19 protein-coding genes and 1 other RNA gene are annotated in these 19,696 nt (G+C 48.7%); 16 read left to right on the plus strand and 4 right to left on the minus strand.

Annotation, left to right across the window (positions count from 1 at the left end; genetic code table 11):
• Positions 1–61: 61 nt before the first annotated feature.
• Both HCX92_RS06815 and ssrA read left to right on the plus strand, forming a co-directional pair.
• Entirely contained in the window at positions 62–619 is a 558-nt protein-coding gene (locus HCX92_RS06815; RefSeq protein WP_169294180.1) for a DUF1415 domain-containing protein, read from the plus strand.
• Positions 620–647: 28 nt separating this feature from the next.
• Positions 648–978: a transfer-messenger RNA gene (ssrA, locus tag HCX92_RS06820) on the plus strand.
• Positions 979–1,083: 105 nt separating this feature from the next.
• Here ssrA and HCX92_RS06825 read toward each other — a convergent pair.
• The 4 genes from HCX92_RS06825 to ompA form a co-directional block, all read right to left on the minus strand.
• The gene (locus tag HCX92_RS06825; protein ID WP_169294181.1) at positions 1,084–1,674 is read right to left on the minus strand and encodes an OmpA family protein; all 591 of its coding nucleotides are present in this window, start codon (positions 1,672–1,674) and stop codon (positions 1,084–1,086) included.
• On the minus strand, positions 1,667–2,350 hold the full coding sequence (locus HCX92_RS06830) for an HAD-IA family hydrolase (RefSeq protein WP_169294182.1): 684 nt from the start codon (positions 2,348–2,350) through the stop codon (positions 1,667–1,669). Before HCX92_RS06830 ends, HCX92_RS06825 begins: the two co-directional genes overlap by 8 nt.
• Positions 2,338–3,069: a bifunctional 2-polyprenyl-6-hydroxyphenol methylase/3-demethylubiquinol 3-O-methyltransferase UbiG gene (gene ubiG / locus HCX92_RS06835; RefSeq protein ID WP_169294183.1), complete on the minus strand. Its 732-nt coding sequence runs from the start codon at positions 3,067–3,069 to the stop codon at positions 2,338–2,340. The genes HCX92_RS06830 and ubiG overlap by 13 nt, the downstream gene beginning before the upstream one ends.
• Positions 3,070–3,220: 151 nt before the next feature.
• Positions 3,221–3,787, minus strand: coding sequence for an outer membrane protein OmpA (gene ompA, locus HCX92_RS06840; RefSeq protein ID WP_169294184.1), 567 nt, complete (start codon positions 3,785–3,787; stop codon positions 3,221–3,223).
• Between the two features lie 500 nt (positions 3,788–4,287).
• On the opposite strand from ompA, the gene gyrA reads away from it, so the two are divergent.
• The 14 genes from gyrA (at position 4,288) to cysM (ending at position 19,532) form a co-directional block, all read left to right on the plus strand.
• Entirely contained in the window at positions 4,288–6,978 is a 2,691-nt protein-coding gene (gene gyrA / locus HCX92_RS06845; RefSeq protein WP_169294285.1) for a DNA gyrase subunit A, read from the plus strand.
• A gap of 12 nt (positions 6,979–6,990) precedes the next feature.
• On the plus strand, positions 6,991–8,124 hold the full coding sequence (gene serC, locus HCX92_RS06850) for a 3-phosphoserine/phosphohydroxythreonine transaminase (protein WP_169294185.1): 1,134 nt from the start codon (positions 6,991–6,993) through the stop codon (positions 8,122–8,124).
• Entirely contained in the window at positions 8,117–9,205 is a 1,089-nt protein-coding gene (gene pheA / locus HCX92_RS06855; RefSeq protein WP_169294186.1) for a prephenate dehydratase, read from the plus strand. The genes serC and pheA overlap by 8 nt, the downstream gene beginning before the upstream one ends.
• 9 nt (positions 9,206–9,214) lie before the next feature.
• On the plus strand, positions 9,215–10,117 hold the full coding sequence (locus HCX92_RS06860; protein WP_169294187.1) for a prephenate dehydrogenase/arogenate dehydrogenase family protein: 903 nt from the start codon (positions 9,215–9,217) through the stop codon (positions 10,115–10,117).
• The gene (aroA, locus tag HCX92_RS06865; RefSeq protein ID WP_169294188.1) at positions 10,117–11,433 is read left to right on the plus strand and encodes a 3-phosphoshikimate 1-carboxyvinyltransferase; all 1,317 of its coding nucleotides are present in this window, start codon (positions 10,117–10,119) and stop codon (positions 11,431–11,433) included. Before HCX92_RS06860 ends, aroA begins: the two co-directional genes overlap by 1 nt.
• Before the next feature lie 6 nt (positions 11,434–11,439).
• Positions 11,440–12,111: a (d)CMP kinase gene (gene cmk / locus HCX92_RS06870; RefSeq protein WP_169294189.1), complete on the plus strand. Its 672-nt coding sequence runs from the start codon at positions 11,440–11,442 to the stop codon at positions 12,109–12,111.
• A 185-nt stretch (positions 12,112–12,296) separates the two neighbouring features.
• Positions 12,297–14,009, plus strand: coding sequence for a 30S ribosomal protein S1 (gene rpsA, locus HCX92_RS06875; RefSeq protein ID WP_169294190.1), 1,713 nt, complete (start codon positions 12,297–12,299; stop codon positions 14,007–14,009).
• A gap of 3 nt (positions 14,010–14,012) precedes the next feature.
• The gene (locus HCX92_RS06880; protein ID WP_169294191.1) at positions 14,013–14,375 is read left to right on the plus strand and encodes an integration host factor subunit beta; all 363 of its coding nucleotides are present in this window, start codon (positions 14,013–14,015) and stop codon (positions 14,373–14,375) included.
• 145 nt (positions 14,376–14,520) lie between these two features.
• Positions 14,521–14,862: a lipopolysaccharide assembly LapA domain-containing protein gene (locus tag HCX92_RS06885; RefSeq protein WP_169294192.1), complete on the plus strand. Its 342-nt coding sequence runs from the start codon at positions 14,521–14,523 to the stop codon at positions 14,860–14,862.
• 15 nt (positions 14,863–14,877) lie between these two features.
• Complete coding sequence (lapB, locus tag HCX92_RS06890) at positions 14,878–16,104, plus strand: lipopolysaccharide assembly protein LapB (protein ID WP_169294286.1); 1,227 nt, start codon at positions 14,878–14,880, stop codon at positions 16,102–16,104.
• Positions 16,104–17,033: a D-glycero-beta-D-manno-heptose-7-phosphate kinase gene (rfaE1, locus tag HCX92_RS06895; RefSeq protein ID WP_169294193.1), complete on the plus strand. Its 930-nt coding sequence runs from the start codon at positions 16,104–16,106 to the stop codon at positions 17,031–17,033. Before lapB ends, rfaE1 begins: the two co-directional genes overlap by 1 nt.
• A complete protein-coding gene (gene rfaD, locus HCX92_RS06900) occupies positions 17,030–18,022 on the plus strand; it encodes an ADP-glyceromanno-heptose 6-epimerase (protein ID WP_169294194.1) in 993 nt (330 codons plus the stop codon). Before rfaE1 ends, rfaD begins: the two co-directional genes overlap by 4 nt.
• Before the next feature lie 139 nt (positions 18,023–18,161).
• On the plus strand, positions 18,162–18,584 hold the full coding sequence (locus HCX92_RS06905) for a helix-hairpin-helix domain-containing protein (RefSeq protein ID WP_169294195.1): 423 nt from the start codon (positions 18,162–18,164) through the stop codon (positions 18,582–18,584).
• Positions 18,585–18,623: 39 nt separating this feature from the next.
• Complete coding sequence (gene cysM, locus HCX92_RS06910) at positions 18,624–19,532, plus strand: cysteine synthase CysM (protein ID WP_169294196.1); 909 nt, start codon at positions 18,624–18,626, stop codon at positions 19,530–19,532.
• Positions 19,533–19,696 lie beyond the last annotated feature (164 nt).

The raw sequence follows: 19,696 nt of genomic DNA on the forward strand, positions 1-19,696 counted from the left end.
AGCGGTGTGCTAAGAGTAGCGATACAATAGGACTTTATCAATTAAGCGGGTTAAAGAGATTATGTTAACAATTCAGCCTTCAGAAGAAACGGTTATACTGGAAAAGACAAAAAAATGGGTCGAAAAAGCCGTGATTGGCCTGAACCTGTGTCCTTTTGCCAAAAGTGTTTACGTAAAGAATCAGGTACGCATTGTTGTAACGGGTGCTGAAACGGTGAAAGAGCTGCAGCAGATCTTGGTCAAAGAGTGTGAAAACCTGATCGAAACCGATCCTGAAGTCCTGGATACCTGTTTGTTGGTGGTGCCGTATGTGTTTGAGGACTTTTATGGTTTTAATGATTTTCTGGATATTGCCGAGCTGACTCTTGAAGAGTTGGAACTGGTGGGAGAGTTGCAAATAGCAAGTTTTCATCCCGAGTATCAGTTTGCCGATACCGAAGTCGATGATATCGGTAATTATACCAACCGCTCACCCTATCCCATCTTGCATCTGATCAGAGAGTCAAGTCTGGACAAGGCGACACAGCAATATCCTGATGCCAGTGTCATTTTTGACAGTAACATAGAAAAAGTCACGCAATTGGGCGTTCAGGGCTGGAAAAAACTGCTGGAAGACTAAAAAAGTTTGTAATGCATTGAAATAAAAGTGCTTCTTTGAGTGTGGATTTATTTTGTTTTTGTGTTATTATTCTACTCAAGCTGTATATCTGGTTAACTGAAGGTTTTCTGGACGCGGGTTCGAGTCCCGCCGTCTCCACCAACAGGATATTTGCAATAGAGTATCTTGTTGATGGGGACGCCAAGGTTTCGACAGGGAAAGATAGGAAGACTGGCAGCCGGTAGGCGATGACCGTAAATCAAGCAAAACTCTTAAATGCAAATGACGAAAGTTACGCATTAGCCGCCTAATTTGGCCGCTAGGAGCCTGATCCACTTGGCAACAGAACGGATTGGAAGGGAGCTTCGGCTCCCTTTTCCATTTTCAGGATGCGATTTTTTTCTTTTGGCTGAAGGCCCATGAAGGGTGGTTTTTTTGGTCAAGCTTATGAAATATTGGGGGAGGTAACCCCCGGTATATGGGATCTATCTTAATTCGTACAAATACAGTTCAATGCGGCGGTTTACGGCTCTGCCGTAGGTGGTGTCATTGCTCATGAGTGGGTCGATGGAACCTCTGCCTTCGATGTCAATCCGGACGCTTTTCACCCCTTTTTTAATTAAGTAATGGGCAACCGCAGAGGCTCTTTGTACGGACAGGGCCTGGTTGTTAATTTCGTCTCCTTGAGAGTCGGTATGTCCAACGACCTTAATGCGCAGGTTCTGGGTTTGTTTAAGTTCTGTAACAATTTTATCCAGAATAGGGAACATTTTTCGGTTGATGTTGGTTTTGCCAGAGCGAAATGAGTTGTTGGCCGGCAAAATAATTCTAAGGCTGCCATCGTGCACGCGGTTTACTTCAACACCTAATGACTCTTTGTCCGAGTCTTTAATGGATTTGGTGATTGTGTCCCAGTTGCTGGGTGATAGTGCCGTACGCCCGAAAAAGATGGAAGTGGGCTTTCCATCGGGATCCACATTCAGGCTGCCGGGGCCAGGATTCAGGACGCAGCCGGAAAGCAGTGTGGAAGACGCCAGTAATAATCGTAAGGATGTCAAATGCCGGGAATTAATCATTTCCAACCTCATTTTTTTGAATCAGGTGAGTAATGGCATCCCACAGCTCATTGACTTTGTCTACTATCATATCGGCCTGCCAGTCATGTATCTTGTCTGTATTGTTACAGTATCCATAGGAAACGGCAATGGTGGCCATATTGGCCGCTTTTCCAGCGATGATGTCCCGTTCATCGTCACCGACATAAATGCAGTGTTCGGGCAGGCTGTTGGCCAGCTGGGCAGCGTGGAGTAAAGGTGCGGGATGTGGTTTGGCGTAAGGCGTGGTGTCTCCGCATACATTGGCAACGCTGCGGGTAGTTAGCTGGAAATGGTCGAACAGGGGAAAAGATAGATCCTTCGCCTTATTGGTGACAATACCCCAACCTATATTGTTTTGTTCTATCTTGTCCAGCAATTCGGTAATGCCGGTAAAGAGCCGACTGTTGGTCGTCATGCAGTTTTTATAGTCTTGTAAAAATTGCTGGCGAACCATTTCGTATTCCGTGTGTCCGGGTTGCAGGTTCAGAGCTGCCCCAAGCAGCCCTCTGGCGCCTTGTGAGGCATAAGGTCTTAAGGCTGCATATTCCAGTGCGGGCAATCCTTTGCGAATGCGTTGTAAATTAGCTGCATGCGCAAGGTCTGGGGCGCTATCAACCAGCGTGCCATCAAAATCAAAGAAAACTATTCTTCGCATTTACGAGTCGCTATCAAATAATTGACCGAAGTATCGTTACTGAGTTTATATTTCGCAGTTAAAGGATTGTATTCAAGTCCTTTCATGCAGATTAAATCAAGCTTCGCACGACGTGCACAGGAAACCAGCTCACTGGGTTTGATGAAGCTGCCATAGTTATGCGTTCCTTTGGGAAGCAGGTTCATAATGTACTCGGCTCCTATGATGGCATACATGAAAGATTTCATGTTTCGGTTGAGTGTGGAGAAAAACACCCAACCACCGGGTTTAACCAATTTTGCACAGGCATTGACGATGGAGGCAGGATCGGGAACATGCTCAAGCATTTCCATGCAGGTGACCACATCGTATTGTGCCGTGCGTTCCTGGGCGATTTGTTCAACCGCCACTTTAAGGTATTCTACTTTTATCCCGGATTCCAGTCCGTGCAACTTTGCAACAGTCAGTGACTTTTGGGCAAGGTCTATACCGGTAACTTTGGCACCGGCTGCTGCCATGCTTTCGGAAAGAATGCCACCGCCACAGCCTACATCGATAATTGTTTTGTCAGTCAGGGAGCCAGCCAGTGACTGAATCCATTCGAGCCTGAGTGGATTAATGGCGTGTAAGGGTTTGAATTCACTGGTAGGATCCCACCATTTGGATGCCAGGGCGCTGAATTTTTCCAGTTCAGCCGGGTCTGCGTTGATGGGATCGGAAGTGATGGTGGGAGTATTCATAGGGCCTTATTCTTGAAACCTGAAAATAATCGGGGTGTAAACAGTAAGGATTCAAGTTTATCATAGGCCAGGAAAGACTGTCCTGAAGGCGGATAGTAAAAAGCCCCCAATAGGGGGCTTTTTACTGTAGGAAAAAATAAATTTCCTGCGCTTAGTTGCGTGGAGTACCGATGATTTCGATTTCTACGCGACGGTTTTTAGCACGACCTTCGCGAGTTGCGTTGGAAGCGATTGGGTCGTTTTCACCGCGGCCGGAAGCGATGATCTGGTCGGCAGGAATGCCTTGAGAGATCAGGTAGTTTTTAACAGTGGCTGCACGGCGCTCTGACAGACCTTGGTTGTATTGTGCAGTACCGATAGAGTCGGTATAACCAACAGCAATAACTGATTCAAGGTTAAGTTGTTTTGCCTGTTGGGCAACCTGGTCCAGAATGTTACGGCCTTCAGGTTTCAGGGTTGATTTGTCAAAATCAAAGAATGTGTCAGCGTTGAGCGTTACTTTCTGGGCAACGATGTCGCGTGCTTGTGGTGCACCGCAGCCTTGAGCTGCTGTTGCAGGTGTCCAGAAGTTGTCACGCCAGCAATGTTCATTTGTGCCGTTCATCCAAACCAGACCGTATGGGTTTACCCAATTGTCGACAGTTTGCGCTGATGCGACGCCAGAAGTTGCGGCAGCAACCACGGCGAATGCTAATGCGAATTTAGAGGGCTTATTCATGTTTCTCCTCGTTGAGCTTGAAAGCTAAAAAATGACTCGCAGCGAAACCCGCCGCATGATTGGAAATCAGGGTCAGTATAGCAACGCTTGAAAGTTCATTCAAAGGGTTAAGCTAGATTTTCCCGTGTTCTTGAACAGATCTTACGCGATTTTCCCGTGGCTTGTAGAGCGTAAGCCCAACATTTTTAAAGGATCTTTTCAAATCTGTCGTTTATATGCAAATTTTGTTGGATTTGAGCAACAAGCAGTAAAATGTGTAGGTGCGGTGAAAAACGTTGAAATCTTTAAGTATTTAAAGATGAACTCGAAACCTAAAACTTAAAGGAATTGGTCGAAAATAAAGGGGGATGCTCCTGAATAAAATCTTTTTAAGCCAACGGATTGATGTTTGTCCATGCACTATAAATGTTAGAATCAACATTTCGCCCAAATTGGCTTTTTCATTATTGGTAGAGACATTTTAGTGTTTTTGCCCAACCAGATAAAAATTTGTGAGTAATATGGATTCCTTTGCCAAGGAGACGCTTCCAATTTCATTGGAAGAAGAAATGCGTCGTAGTTATCTCGACTACGCGATGAGTGTGATTGTCGGTCGTGCCTTGCCAGATGTCAGGGACGGTCTCAAGCCTGTTCACCGGCGTGTGCTTTTTGCCATGCATGAACTCAATAATGACTGGAACAGGGCTTATAAAAAATCCGCACGTATTGTTGGTGATGTTATCGGTAAATATCATCCTCATGGCGATCAGGCGGTATACGATACCATCGTGCGTATGGCCCAGGACTTCTCGCTGCGTTACATGCTGGTCGATGGGCAGGGTAACTTTGGCTCTGTCGACGGCGATAGTGCCGCGGCCATGCGTTACACGGAAATCCGTCTTGCCAGGATTGCTCACGAATTGCTGGCCGACATCGATCAGGAAACGGTTGATTTCGGCCCCAACTATGACGGCAGTGAACAAGAGCCGCTCCTGTTGCCTTCCCGGTTACCCAATCTGCTGGTTAACGGCAGTTCGGGCATTGCGGTTGGTATGGCCACCAATATTCCTCCCCATAACCTGTCCGAAGTGGTTGACGGGTGTCTGTTTTGTCTGCGTAATCCGGACTGCAGTATCGATGAGTTGATGGAGCTGATTCCAGCCCCCGACTTCCCTACTGGCGGTATTATTTATGGCATGTCAGGAGTCAGGGAAGGTTACCGGACCGGACGTGGGCGTGTGGTCATGCGCGCCAAAACGCATTTTGAAGATATGGAAAGGGGCAATCGTCAGGCCATCATTGTTGACGAACTGCCCTATCAGGTTAATAAAAAGACCTTGCAAGAACGTATCGCTGACCTGGTGAACGAGAAAAAAATTGAGGGTATTGCTGATATTCGCGATGAGTCCGACAAAGACGGGATGCGTCTGGTCATTGAACTTAAACGCGGCGAAGTGCCCGAGGTGGTTCTGAATAACCTGTATAAGCATACCCAGTTGCAGGATACGTTCGGCATGAACCTGGTGGCCTTGGTGGAAGGTCAGCCCCGGTTGCTGAATCTTAAACAGTTGGTTGATTATTTCCTTCAGCATCGCCGTGAGGTGGTCACGCGCCGCACCGTGTACCAGTTGCGTAAAGCCCGTGAACGTGGTCATGTGTTGGAAGGTCTGGCGGTGGCTTTGGCCAATATCGATGATTTTATCGCCATTATTAAGGCTGCGCCCACGCCACCGGTGGCCCGTCAGGAATTGATGGCCCGCACCTGGGACTCTTCCCTGGTACGCGAAATGCTGGCCCGTGCCGATGCCGATAATGGCGGTGTTCTGGGTGGCAGCGCCGCGTATCGTCCTGAAGGCCTGGCGGCTGTGTTCGGTCTGCAGGCCGACGGCTTGTATCGCCTAAGCGATGTGCAGGCACAGGAAATTCTGAACATGCGCCTGCAACGCCTGACCGGGCTTGAGCAGGATAAGATCGTCAATGAATATAAAGAGATCATGGAAACCATTTCCGATCTGCTGGATATTCTCTCCAAGCCCGAGCGTATTACTGCCATCATTGCCGATGAACTGACACTCATCAAGACAGAATTCTCAACCAATGTTAAAGATGTGCGTCGTTCGGTCATCGAAGCCAACGCCACTGAGCTCGATACTGAGGACCTGATTACACCTGCCGATATGGTTGTAACTCTGTCAAATAGTGGTTATATCAAAAGCCAGCCCCTGTCCGAATACCGTGCCCAAAAACGCGGTGGCAGGGGCAAGCAGGCAACGGCCATGAAAGAAGATGACTGGATCGATCAGTTGTTTATTGCCAATACGCACGACTACCTGTTGTGTTTTTCCGACCATGGTCGCGTCTATTGGCTGAAAGTCTGGGAAGTGCCCCAAGGCACCCGGGGTTCACGCGGACGTCCTATTGTCAATATGTTCCCCTTGGTGGATGGCGAGAAAATCACGGTTATTCTGCCGGTCAAGGCTTTTGTTGAAGACCGTTACGTCTTTATGGCAACCTTGCGTGGCACAGTCAAGAAGACGCCTTTGTCCGATTTTTCCAATCCTCGCAAGGCTGGTATTATTGCGGTGGCCCTCGATGAGGGGGACCATCTGATCGGTGCCGATCTTACCGATGGTGAGCACGACATCATGCTGTTTTCCGATGCGGGCAAGGCCGTTCGTTTTGATGAAAATGATGTGCGGCCCATGGGTCGTACGGCGCGAGGTGTCCGCGGCATGAGTCTGGAAGACGGGCAAAGTGTGATTTCCCTGCTGGTCGCCGGTGATGAAACGCAAAGTGTACTGACCGCCACTGAGAACGGCTTTGGAAAACGCACGTCCATTACGGAATATACCCGCCATGGCCGCGGTACCAAAGGCATGATTGCCATTCAGACCAGTGCCCGTAATGGCAAGGTGGTGGGGGCTGTCCTGGTTGAGCCCGATGATGAGATTATGCTCATTACAACGGGAGGCGTCCTGGTTCGCACCCGGGTATCTGAAATCAGGGAAATGGGTCGGGCCACACAGGGTGTTACCCTCATTAACGTCGATGACGGAAGCCTGTTGTCTGGGGTTCGTCGGGTTGTTGAGAGTGATGTGGATGGTGATGGCGAAAGCGATGAGGTTGCTTCGGATACCACTTCCGGTGCACCCGAAGATGGATCAGGCGAGGTTTCCGGGCAGGACGATTCTCAATCTTCAACAGATGAATAAGTGAAAGCGGGTATGAATAAGCAATATTGGAATTTTTCAGCAGGACCTTCCAAGCTTCCTCGTGAGGTTTTGCAACAGGCTGCCGAGGAAATGCTTGATTGGCACGGTAGTGGTCAGTCAGTCATGGAAATGAGTCATCGTGGGCCTGAATTTACGCAAATTTGTGACGAGGCCGAAGCCGATCTGCGGACCTTGATGGATATCCCCGAGGATTACGCGGTGATGTTTATGCAGGGTGGGGCAACGGCTGAAAATGCAATTTTGCCCATGAACCTGATTGCCAGAAATGTTTCGCACTCTGCCGATTATGTCCTGACCGGGATCTGGTCTGCCAAATCATACAAAGAGGCTACCCGCTACGGTACGGTACGCATTGCCGCGCAAAGTCATCAGGCCCGGGAAATCAATGGGCATGAGTACGCGCCCTGGACATGGGTGCCGACTTTCGACGAGTGGAAAGTCAATTCTGATTCCTCATATTTGCATTTTTGCAGCAATGAAACCATTGGTGGGGTCGAGATTGGTGCTTTGCCCAATATGGATGCCTTGGGAGCCGGGTCGGTTCCATTGGTGGTCGATGCCTCATCCCATTTCCTGTCACGTCCACTGGACATAAGGAAAACCGGCATGGTTTATGCCGGTGCGCAAAAAAATGCAGGGCCTGCAGGTGTAACGGTGGTGGTTCTGCATCGCGATTTACTTGGTCATGCCTTGCCTTATTGCCCAAGTGCCTTTGATTATGTCAACGTGGCCCGTGAGCGCTCACGCTTTAACACACCGCCCACTTATGCCATTTATATTGCAGGGTTGGTTTTTAAATGGTTACTGGCAAAAGGTGGTTTGGCTGCGATCGAATCTGAAAACATCAACAAGGCTAAAGTGTTGTATAGCCAGCTGGACAGCAGCGATTTTTATCGTAATCCGATTCAGCCTGAATACCGTTCGCGCATGAATGTGCCATTTACCTTGCGTGATGACGGCCTGAATGCGGCTTTCCTTGAAGGGGCACAAAAAGAGCACTTGTTGAACCTGAAAGGCCATAAATCCGTGGGTGGCATGCGGGCTTCCATTTATAATGCGATGCCAATAGAGGGGGTGCTGGCCCTTGTCGATTACCTTAAAGAATTTGAACGCAAACATGGATAAACTGCTGCAGGAAAAACTAAAGCCGCTGCGTGAGCGAATAGATGCCATTGATCATGAAATACTGAATCTTTTGAATCAACGGGCTCAGGCGGCTATCGATGTGGGTAAAGTAAAGCATGAGTTTCAGGCAGATGGTCCAGTGCTCAAACCCGAGCGAGAAGCTCAAATCATCCGTCGTTTGCAGGATCTTAATGAGCGGGGGGTTTTTCCCCGTGAGTCCGTGCATGCCGTGTGGGCTGAAATCATTTCAGCCTGTCGTGGACTCGAACGTGGTCTGACAGTGGCTTACCTTGGGCCTAAAGGTTCATTTTCCGAACAGGCGGCCTTCGAGTATTATGGACATGCGATACAGAAATTGCCGTGTCCTTCCTTTGATGAAGTGTTTCGTGCCGTTGAGGCCGGTCAGGCTGATGTAGGTATGGTGCCGGTTGAAAACTCGACGGAAGGGGCAGTTAACCGGACACAGGATTTATTATTGTCCACGACCCTGAAAGTGCACGGGGAGCGTATTATCGCCATTCGGCATTGCCTGATGACGCAGGGTGCAAGCATGGACAAGGTAAAAGTCATCATGGGGCATCCGCAGGCATTGGCGCAATGCCATAATTGGTTGCAGCAACATTATCCTAATCTGGAAAGGGTGCCGGCGGCCAGCAACTCAGAGGCGGCAAAGCATGCTGCCCAGGACGATACTGTTGCTGCTATTGCCGGTGAAGCGGCAGCGCTTGTCTGGAATCTGCCGATTGTGGCGGCCGGCATTCAGGATGATCCCAATAATAAAACCCGTTTTCTGGCCATTGGTCATCTGGATGCCCTGCCAAGTGGCAAAGATCAGACAAGTCTTATTTTTGCCGTGCCAAACCGGATTGGTGCCGTTTATGATTTGCTCAGTCCTTTTGTCCAGAATGGTGTTTCGATGACCCGTTTTGAGTCTCGTCCGGCCCGTACCGGTCAATGGGAATATTATTTTTATGTTGATATCCTGGGCCATCGCGATGACGAAAATGTTGCCAAGGCACTGGCTGAGCTTGAAAAGAAATCCGCTTTCTTCAAAATTCTCGGATCTTATCCTCTGCAATAAGGATCTAGTATGTCCGTGAATGACACGTTGGCCGTATCGGCACATTCGTTTCTTATACCCGTGGTCAGCGTGGTTGGAGTGGGCCTTATAGGTGGTTCTTTTGCCAAGGCGCTTAAAAATGGCGGTCATGTGGGCTGCGTGCTGGGAGTGGGTCGAGACCAGGCCAGCCTCGAGAGGGCGCTGCAGCTGGGTTTGATCGATCGTATTGCAACCCTTGAAGAGGCGGCTAAAGAGTCAGATTTCATATTGATCTCCACGCCTGCCTCGGTGCTGGGCAGAATTTGTGAAACCATTGGGCCGTTGCTCAAGCCGACCGCAATCGTGACGGATGCCTGCAGTACCAAAGTTCAGGTCATTAACGATGCGCGTCAATCGCTGGGGGAGCGGATTCGCCAGTTCATTCCCGGTCATCCTATTGCGGGTTCTGATGAGTCGGGCCCGGCTGCTGCGGATCCTTTGCTGTATTGGAATCGCAATGTCATTCTAACCCCATTGCCCGAGAACGCCAGCGATGACCTTAAGCAGGTCAGGCAATGCTGGCAGGCCTGTGGTGCGGTGGTGCGTGAAATCAATGCTACCGAGCACGATCGAATCTTTGCTGCGGTCAGTCATTTTCCGCATTACCTGTCTGCGCTTTATATGTCCCTGGTAAGTCGTTCCGACTCATCAGGGATGGCTTTGGCCCTGGCGGGTACGGGTTTTCGTGATTTTACAAGGATTGCGGGCGGATCGCCGGAAATGTGGCGGGATATCTTTATCAGTAACAAGGAAGCCATGTTGAAGGAAATTGATGAATTTATGCCGGCTCTTGAAAAAACTCGGCAAATGATAGAAAACAGTGATGCGCAAGGCTTGCATGCATGGCTGGAGCAGGCCTCCTTGGCCCGAAAAAAATGGGGAGAAAACAAGTAATGCGGACACCATTTATTGATTTGAGCGCGGTATCAACAGCCAGTGGTGAGATTAATCTGCCTGGCTCAAAAAGTATATCCAATCGGGTGCTTTTGTTGGCCGCGCTGGCGATCGGCCCAACGCGGCTCACGGGGTTACTTGATTCCGATGATACAAGCGTCATGTTGAAAGCGCTTGAAGTGTTGGGTGTCCCGGTAGAGCGGCATGATCAGGAAACGGTTACCATTGAGGGGGTGGGTAACTTCCCCATTAAGCAGGCGGAAATATTTTTAGGTAATGCAGGGACGGCTTTTCGTCCCTTAACGGCGGCCTTGGCCGTGTCGGGTGGCAATTATCGTTTGCATGGTGTGGCCCGTATGCATGAGCGTCCCATTGGTGACCTTGTTGATGCCCTGCGCGCCATGGGGGCCCATATAATCTGCGAGCAGAATGAAGGCTATCCGCCACTTAAAATTTCATCCGGAAACCTGAGTATTCATGGGGCAGTCAAGGTCCAGGGGTCGGTTTCCAGCCAGTTTCTGACGGCTTTGTTGCTGGTCGCCCCCTTGATAGCCCAAAAAACGGATCAGGATGTTGTTCTGGAGGTCGAAGGAGAGCTTATTTCAAAGCCTTACATCCAGATTACCCTGAACATGATGGCCCGTTTTGGTGTGGTAGTGCAGCAACAGGGCTGGTCGCGTTTTACCATTACCCGCAGTGCGGTTTATAAAAGTCCTGGCCAGGTGGAAATTGAAGGGGATGCTTCCTCGGCATCTTATTTTATGGCTTTGGGTCTGGTGGGCAAAGGTCCCGTGCGTATCAATGGGGTGGGTGAAAACAGTATTCAGGGGGACATCCGGTTTGCTGAAACCATTCAGGCCATGGGCGGAACCATCAAGTTTGGCGATAACTGGCTGGAAGTGACTGGACCCGACTTGACTCAGGGTGCAAAATTGAAGGCGTTTGATGAGGATTTTAATCTGATCCCCGATGCGGCCATGACCGCTGCCGTATTGGCGTTATATGCCGATGGGCCGTGTATGCTGCGCAATATAGGTAGTTGGCGGGTCAAGGAAACCGACCGGATTGACGCCATGCACAAAGAGCTGGTCAAAGTGGGGGCGACGGTAACATCGGGGCCTGATTGGTTAAGGATTGTGCCGCCCTTGTCATCTGAATGGAAAACGGCGGACATCGAAACTTATGATGATCATCGCATGGCCATGTGTTTTTCCCTGGCTGTTTTTGGTCCGGTGGGCTTGCGTATTCTTGATCCTGATTGTGTCGCCAAGACTTTTCCCGCTTATTTTGATGTTTATAAGACACTTGTGAGGTAATCAGGCATGAATAACACAAGCTTGCCGCCGGTTATTGCGATTGATGGTCCCAGTGCTTCAGGCAAGGGGACGTTGGCCGGGATTGTGGCCAAAACCTTGGGCTGGCATCAGCTTGATTCTGGCATGCTGTATCGATTAAGTGCACTGGCGGTATTGAGAAAAAACATTCAGCCTGACAATGAGGCCGAGATTGCCGAGGTGGCGCGCAACCTCAATGTCCGCTTCGAGGGGCAGCAGGTGTTGCTCGATAACGACGATGTCAGTGATGTTTTGCGTGGGGAAGAAGTGGGTGCGCTGGCCTCCCGGATTGCCACATATCCTTTGTTGCGGCAGGCCCTGTTTGAGCGTCAGCTGGCGTTCAGGAAAGCGCCGGGCCTGGTTGCTGACGGCCGTGATATGGGAACTGTCATTTTTCCTGATGCAAAATTAAAGATTTTTTTGATTGCAGATGTCAATGAAAGGGCACAAAGACGTTATAAGCAGTTGATCGAAAAAGGAATTTCTGCTAACCTAGTGGCCTTGTTGGAAGATCTGAAAGCGCGGGACGAGCGGGATATGAATCGAAGTCATGCGCCGTTGGTACCAGCCGAAGACGCAATAATTCTTGATTCCTCAAGGTTGTCCATAGAGGAATCGGTAGCAAAAGTATTGGCTTACTGGTCTGAAGTAAACGCATAAGCGTTTATTGGCAGTGCGGTAAGTAATGGTGGTAAAGCCAGTGTTGGTTTTACCTTATTGAGGGCTTTCATGTAAGGGGTGCAAATTTTTACCCGCATGAAAGGTATCATTCACTCCACCGGGGAAGTTGTATTTCCTGGTGTGTATTTTTTTTACAGGCCCGAAGGGCCGTTGGATATAGTTTAATGACATCCGTAACTTTACAAGACGCTATTGGTGGCGAAAGCTTTGCAGACCTGTTTGCTGCAAGTGTTAAAAACCAGGAGATGAAATCAGGTGAAGTGATTTCAGCAGAAGTTGTACGTATCGACCACAATTTTGTGGTTGTTAATGCCGGATTGAAATCTGAGTCTTTAATCCCACTGGAAGAATTCCTGAACGATCAGGGCGAACTCGAAGTCAACGAAGGTGATTTCGTTTCTGTCGCCATCGATTCACTCGAAAACGGCTACGGCGACACGATTCTGTCCCGCGACCGTGCAAAACGTCTGTCAGCATGGCTGTCCCTGGAACAAGCGCTTGAGTCCGGTGAAATGGTTACTGGTACCATTACTGGTAAAGTCAAAGGCGGCCTGACTGTCATGACTAACGGTATCCGTGCTTTCTTGCCCGGTTCTCTGGTAGACCTGCGTCCTGTTAAAGACACAACGCCTTATGAAGGCAAAACAATGGAATTCAAGGTCATCAAACTTGACCGCAAACGCAATAACGTTGTTCTGTCACGTCGTTCAGTTCTTGAAGTGAACATGGGCGAAGAGCGTCAAAAACTGCTTGAAACCCTGCAGGAAGGTGCAGTGGTTACCGGTATCGTTAAAAACATTACCGATTACGGTGCGTTCGTTGACTTGGGTGGTATTGACGGTCTGCTGCATATCACCGATATGGCATGGCGTCGTGTACGTCATCCATCCGAGGTGCTGACTGTTGGTCAGGAAGTTGAAGCTAAAGTTCTGAAGTTTGATCAAGAGAAAAGCCGTGTATCACTGGGCGTCAAACAGTTGGGCGAAGATCCTTGGGTGGGTCTGGCACGTCGTTACCCACAAGGCACACGCATTTTCGGTAAAGTCACCAACCTGACTGACTACGGTGCTTTCGTAGAAGTTGAAACCGGTATTGAAGGTCTGGTTCACGTTTCTGAGATGGACTGGACAAACAAAAACGTTGACCCACGCAAAGTGGTCAGTCTGGGTGAAGAAGTTGAAGTCATGGTTCTTGAGATCGACGAAGATCGTCGTCGTATTTCACTGGGCATGAAACAGTGCCGCGCCAACCCATGGGAAGAATTTGCCATTAACTTCAAACGTGGCGACAAAGTTCATGGTGCCATCAAGTCAATCACAGACTTTGGTGTATTCATTGGTTTGCCTGGCGGTATCGATGGTCTGGTTCATTTGTCTGACCTGTCCTGGACTGACTCTGGTGAAGAAGCGGTTCGCAACTTCAAGAAAGGCGACGAGATTGATGCGGTTGTTCTGGCTATCGACACCGACAAAGAGCGTATCTCTTTGGGTATCAAACAGCTGGAAGGTGATCCATTCAACAACTACGTTTCTTCTAACGATAAAGGTGCGGTTGTACCTGGCGTTATCAAGTCTGTTGAGCCTAAAGGTGCCGTTGTTACATTGTCTCTGGATGTTGAGGGCTATCTGCGTGCATCAGAAATCTCTACCGGTCGTGTGGAAGATGCAACAGCGGTTCTGAAAGAAGGCGACAATATCGAAGCCATGATTCTGAATGTGGATCGCAAAGCACGTTCAATCCAGTTGTCTATCAAGGCACGTGACAATGCTGAAACAGCAGATGCACTGCAACGTATGACAGATTCAAGTGCTTCTTCAGGCACGACAAACCTGGGTGCCTTGCTGAAGGCTAAACTTGATCAAGCTAAAGACGAATAAACAGTGACTAAATCAGAGTTGATTGAAGCACTGGCAGCAAGCTATCCGCAGCTTGCTGCTCGCGATGCGGAGTATGCCGTTAAAACCATGTTGGATGCGCTGACTAATGCCTTGGCAAATGGGCAGCGTATTGAAATCCGTGGTTTTGGCAGTTTTTCCCTGTCGTTACGTGCTCCACGAGTAGGGCGTAATCCCAAGTCGGGCGAGCAGGTGATGGTGCCGGGTAAACGGGTACCGCACTTCAAGGCTGGCAAGGAATTGCGCGAGCGTGTAGATTCTGTCTTCAAAGCTGTCAATGAGCTTAAATCAGAATCTTTAGCTCATGAAGATCTTGAATCGGAAAATGTTAAGGTAGCCAATCTTTAAGCTGGCTTGACATGGTTCAATAAAAAAACTCCGAAGTTTTTGCTTCGGAGTTTTTTTATTCTTAACGATTGAATGCGGATATGCAGTATTTTAAAAGGCAATTTAGCATTACAATGTGTTGTTTTGGGGAATTGAGGAGAGAATTATGAATTATGTTATTTGGGCATTGCGCCTGATTATTTTTGTACTGGTTTTGTTATTCGCCCTGAAAAATACCGAGCCTGTGTCGGTCAGGTTTTTCTCTGATGTGGCTGTTAATAATATCCCCCTGATTGTTGTTTTGCTGGTTACCTTTTTCCTGGGTGCCTTGTTTGCTTATTTGATGGCTATTCTGGTTCGTATTAAAAAAACCAGGCAGGTCAGTCAGCTGAAAAATGAAATTACCCGTCTTAAAAAAGATGTGAATTCAACGAAAGACAGCAAGTATTCCGCAGCGGCAAGCCAGTCAGAGAAAACGTCAGATTCGACCGCGGTTACAAAAGTCTAGAGGAGTTATAGTTTGGTGGATTATGAGGCCTGGTGGCTGATACTTATACCTATTCTGTTCGGTTTAGGGTGGATAGCTGCGCGCGTGGATGTGCGGCAAATGATGTCAGAAACACGACAGTTGCCCGATTCTTATTTCAAGGGACTTAATTTTCTCCTGAATGAAGATCATGACAAGGCGATTGATGCTTTTGTTGAAGTGGCAAAACTTGATACTGAAACCATTGAGCTTCATTTCGCCCTTGGAAACCTGTTTCGTCGACGTGGTGAGATAGAGCGGGCCATCAGGGTTCACCAAAGTCTGCTGTCACGGGCCGATCTGCCTAAAAATGACAGGGATCATGCGCAGCACGAACTTGCCCAGGATTTTTTCAAGGCGGGCATGCTTGACCGTGCCGAACAGGCATACAAGGCCGTGCTTGATAGTAATTATGCGGTGCCTGCTAGTCGTGCACTGATTCGCATTTACGAGGCCGAGCATGATTGGCCCAAGGCCATTGAGGCCGTCCGGCATCTGCACCGGATTCTGGATGAGCCCATTCCGCAGCTCATTCATTATCATTGTGAATTGGCGCAGCAGTCCATGCAGTCCAAACAGCCTGATCTAGACTATATCAATGAAGAGCTGAAAATGGCTGAGCAGGCCTTGTTAAAGCAGCAAAGAGAACTTAAGTCCAATGCGGCCGCCGTCCGGATTGCCATGCTCAGGGCAAAATTAATGAAAATACAGGGCGATAGTCTGGCTGAAAGAAAATACCTGGAAGGTGTAATGGCCAATGCGCCTGAATATGCCGGATTGATTGCAGCCGATTTACTGGAAAATTACAAGGCAGCTCAAGAGGCGCAGACGGGGCTTGATTTATTAAAACGTCATTATCTGAATCATCCTTCCCTGGATCTATTCAAGATTGTATTCAGCGAGTTGCGAGCGCAGCAAGGGGCAGCCCCGGCTTGGGATTTTGCTTCTGAATCCTTGCGTCTGCATCCTTCCCTGTTGGGTTTGGATAAACTCCTGGAAGTTGAGTTGAAAGCCACTGCCAATGGTGAGGTGCCCAATGCATCAAACCGAATTTTGCCAGATATGGAATTGTCGCTTTTACATAAAATGATTCACAAGCATACGCAAAGGTTGGATCGTTACAGTTGCAGTTCTTGTGGCTTTGAGGCCAGGGCGTTTTACTGGCAATGTCCCGGCTGTAATATGTGGGAAACTTATCAGCCGAAAAAACAGGAAGAAATGTGATGGATTCATTTCCACTGGAAATTATTAAACAGAAAAAAATATTGGTGATTGGTGATCTCATGCTTGACCGTTACTGGTTTGGCGAGGTCGATCGTATCTCGCCAGAAGCGCCGGTACCCGTGGTGCGGGTGGCGCGCCGTGAAGATCGGCTGGGTGGTGCGGCAAACGTGGCCAGAAATATTGTTGCGCTGGGCGCAAAGGCATCATTGCTGGGAATCATCGGTCCCGATGAGGCCGGAGGGAAAATTCAATATCTGGCTGATGAGGCCGGGATTGATCCTTTTCTTATCCAGGATCAAAGTTTGCATACCACCCTGAAAATGCGTGTGCTGGGCCGGCAGCAACAATTGCTCAGGATAGATTTTGAATATCCACCACAGGCTTCGGCCTTGCAAATGCTGGATGAAAAAGCCAAGGCGCTCATTGCGCAGCATGATGTGCTGGTGCTTTCTGATTATGCCAAGGGTGCTTTAACGCATGTTGAAGCCATGATTGCTCATGCGGTGGAGTGCAATATTCCCGTGTTGGTCGACCCTAAAGGTGATGATTATGCTCGCTATCGTCATGCCAGTCTGGTTACGCCCAATCGTTCTGAGATGAAACAGGCTATAGGGCATTGGCATTCCGAGGAAGAGTTAAGTGAGCTGGCCCAGTTGCTGCGCAAGAAATATGCGCTGGAGGCCTTGTTGATCACCCGTTCAGAACAAGGTATGACCTTGTTCAACGAGCAGGGGTGTTTTCATGAGGATGCCCGGGCACAAGAGGTGTTTGATGTTTCAGGTGCCGGAGATACCGTCCTGGCAACCCTGGCTGTGGCAAAGGCTGCGGGGCTGGACTGGCCACAGGCAATCTATTGGGCCAATAAGGCAGGCAGTATAGTGGTGGGAAAACTGGGCACATCAATTGTTAGTGCGGAGGAATTGTTATGATAGTAGTAACCGGGGCAGCCGGCTTTATTGGCAGTAATATTGTGCGGGGCCTGAATCGTAAGGGCATTGATCGTGTTGTAGCGGTTGATGACCTTACCGATGGCGATAAATTCATTAATTTGCGCGATTGCCAGATTGCCGATTACTTTCACAAAGATGATTTTCGCAAGTTGGTCAGTACGGGCAGTCTGGGGCGTATCAAGGCGATTATTCATCAGGGCGCCTGTTCGGATACGACCGAACGTGATGGTCATTTCATGATGGATAACAATTATCGTGTCACGCTAGAGTTATTCAATTTTGCCCAAGCCCGTTCAATTCCCTTTATTTACGCATCATCAGCAGCAGTTTATGGGGCAGGGCCGGTGTATGCTGAAAATATCGCTAACGAAGCACCGCTTAATGTGTACGGTTATTCCAAATTTCTGTTTGATCAGGTATTGCGAAGCCGCATGAGCAATTTGACGGCCCAGGCGGTGGGTTTAAGGTATTTTAATGTCTATGGTCCTCACGAGCAGCACAAGGGAAGGATGGCGTCGGTCGCCTTCCACAATATGAATCAGTTCCTCAAAGAGGGGCATGTGCGCCTGTTTGGTGGCTGGGATGGTTATGGTGATGGACAGCAAAGTCGCGATTTCATTTCTGTGGAAGATGTGGTGGCGGTAAACCTGTATTTCCTTGATCATCCTGAAAAATCCGGAATCTTCAACTGTGGTTCGGGGCGTGCCCAGCCTTTCAATGATGTGGCCAGGGCCGTTGTGAATACCTTAAGGGAAGAGCGTGGTGAAGCGGCTTTATCCCTGGATGAACTGGTGCAGGCAGGCCTGATACGCTACACGCCATTCCCGGATGATTTGAAGGGCCGATATCAAAGTTTTACCCAGGCCGATCTGACCGCATTGCGACAGGCCGGGTATGTTGCAGATATGCTTGATGTTGAAACCGGTGTCAGCCGTTATGTGAAAGACTGGCGTCAAAAAACAAAATAATCATTTTTTCAATTGGTTTTTCTTGCTCTATGATGCTAAGCCATCTGTATAAGTACGGATGGCTTTTTTTATTCACAACGATGCCAGCCTATAAAGGATTATTGGATGATGTTTGTTATGTTCAAATGAAGAGGTGTTCATGGAGCGAATAAAAACATCGAAGGCAGGCTGGTTGAAATGGTTTTTTTTCTTGTCACTTTTTTTGTCAGGTGCGGCAAATGCGGTAGATCTTAATTCAGCCAGTCGTGAGCAGCTGGTTTCCGTCAATGGGATCGGGCCAAAAACGGCAGAAAATATCATCAGGGAGAGACAAAGGGGTGGTCCGTTCCTGTCTCGCCAGGATCTGTCACTCAGGGTTAAAGGCATTGGCAAAAAAAGGGCGGACAGGCTGTTCGAGGCGGGTTTGGAAATAACAGAGGTATCTGGCGGGCAAGTGGCTGGTGAGGCTTATCCGGTTCGGTCCACGAGTATAAATGTAAATGGAAAAAAACGCTCTCTTTCTGCAGCAGAGCCAAAGTTAATTAAGCCACATAGGGAAAATGTGAAGGGCAATGAAAAATAATAGTAGGGTTAAATGAAAATGGTATATGATTTCACTACTATGACTAATACCTATCCTACTATTGAACAGACCATCGGCAATACGCCGCTGGTGCGATTGCAACGACTTCCTGGTGCTTTGGGTGATCCCAAGGGAAACGTTATTTTGGCCAAACTGGAGGGAAATAATCCGGCCGGCTCGGTCAAGGATCGTCCTGCCTTGTCCATGATCAAGCGTGCTGAAGCCAGGGGGCAAATCAAACCCGGTGATACGCTTATTGAGGCCACTAGTGGCAATACTGGCATTGCGTTGGCAATGGCCGCGGCTATCCGTGGTTATAAAATGATACTCATCATGCCAGATAACCTTTCCCTGGAGCGCCGCGCTTCCATGAAAGCCTATGGGGCAGAGCTTATCTTGACCAAGGCAGAACAGGGTGGCATGGAGTATGCCCGCGATCTGGCCTTAAGCATGCAGTCAGAGGGTAAGGGGCTGGTGCTTGATCAGTTTGCCAATCCGGACAATCCGTTGGCGCACATTGAGGGTACAGGCCCCGAAATCTGGCAGCAAACCAACGGTCAAATCACTCACTTTGTGAGTGCAATGGGAACAACGGGTACCATTATGGGTACGGGTTCCTATCTGAAGTCAAAAAATCCTTTCATTGAAATTGTGGGTGCCCAACCTGCTCCGGGGGCATCCATACCCGGCATCCGGAAATGGTCAGAAGATTATCAGCCCAAAATATATGACCCCAAAGGGGTAGACTGCTTTGAGTTGATTAGTCAGGAAGAGGCCGAAAACATGGCCCGTCGCGTGGCGGCTGAAGAGGGGATTTTTGGTGGCATATCTTCAGCAGGTGCGCTGGTTGCAGCCTTGCGCGTTGCACAACGCACCGAGAATGCTACAATTGTTTATATCGTCTGCGATCGGGGTGATCGCTATCTGTCGCAGGGTGTATTCGACTGAACCAACCTGAATTTTAAAAATAATGGAAATGGCTGGTTATTGAAAATAAAACCGGCTATTTTCACATATAAAGCTGGATTTTTGTTGTGTGATTTTGATTGCTTGCCGGTAATTTGCAACTATCTTGATAATTATCAAGACGATATGGACAATATATGAGTACC

The sequence above is a fragment of the Advenella sp. EE-W14 genome, from assembly GCF_012923605.1.
GTDB lineage: Bacteria > Pseudomonadota > Gammaproteobacteria > Burkholderiales > Burkholderiaceae_B > Advenella > Advenella alkanexedens.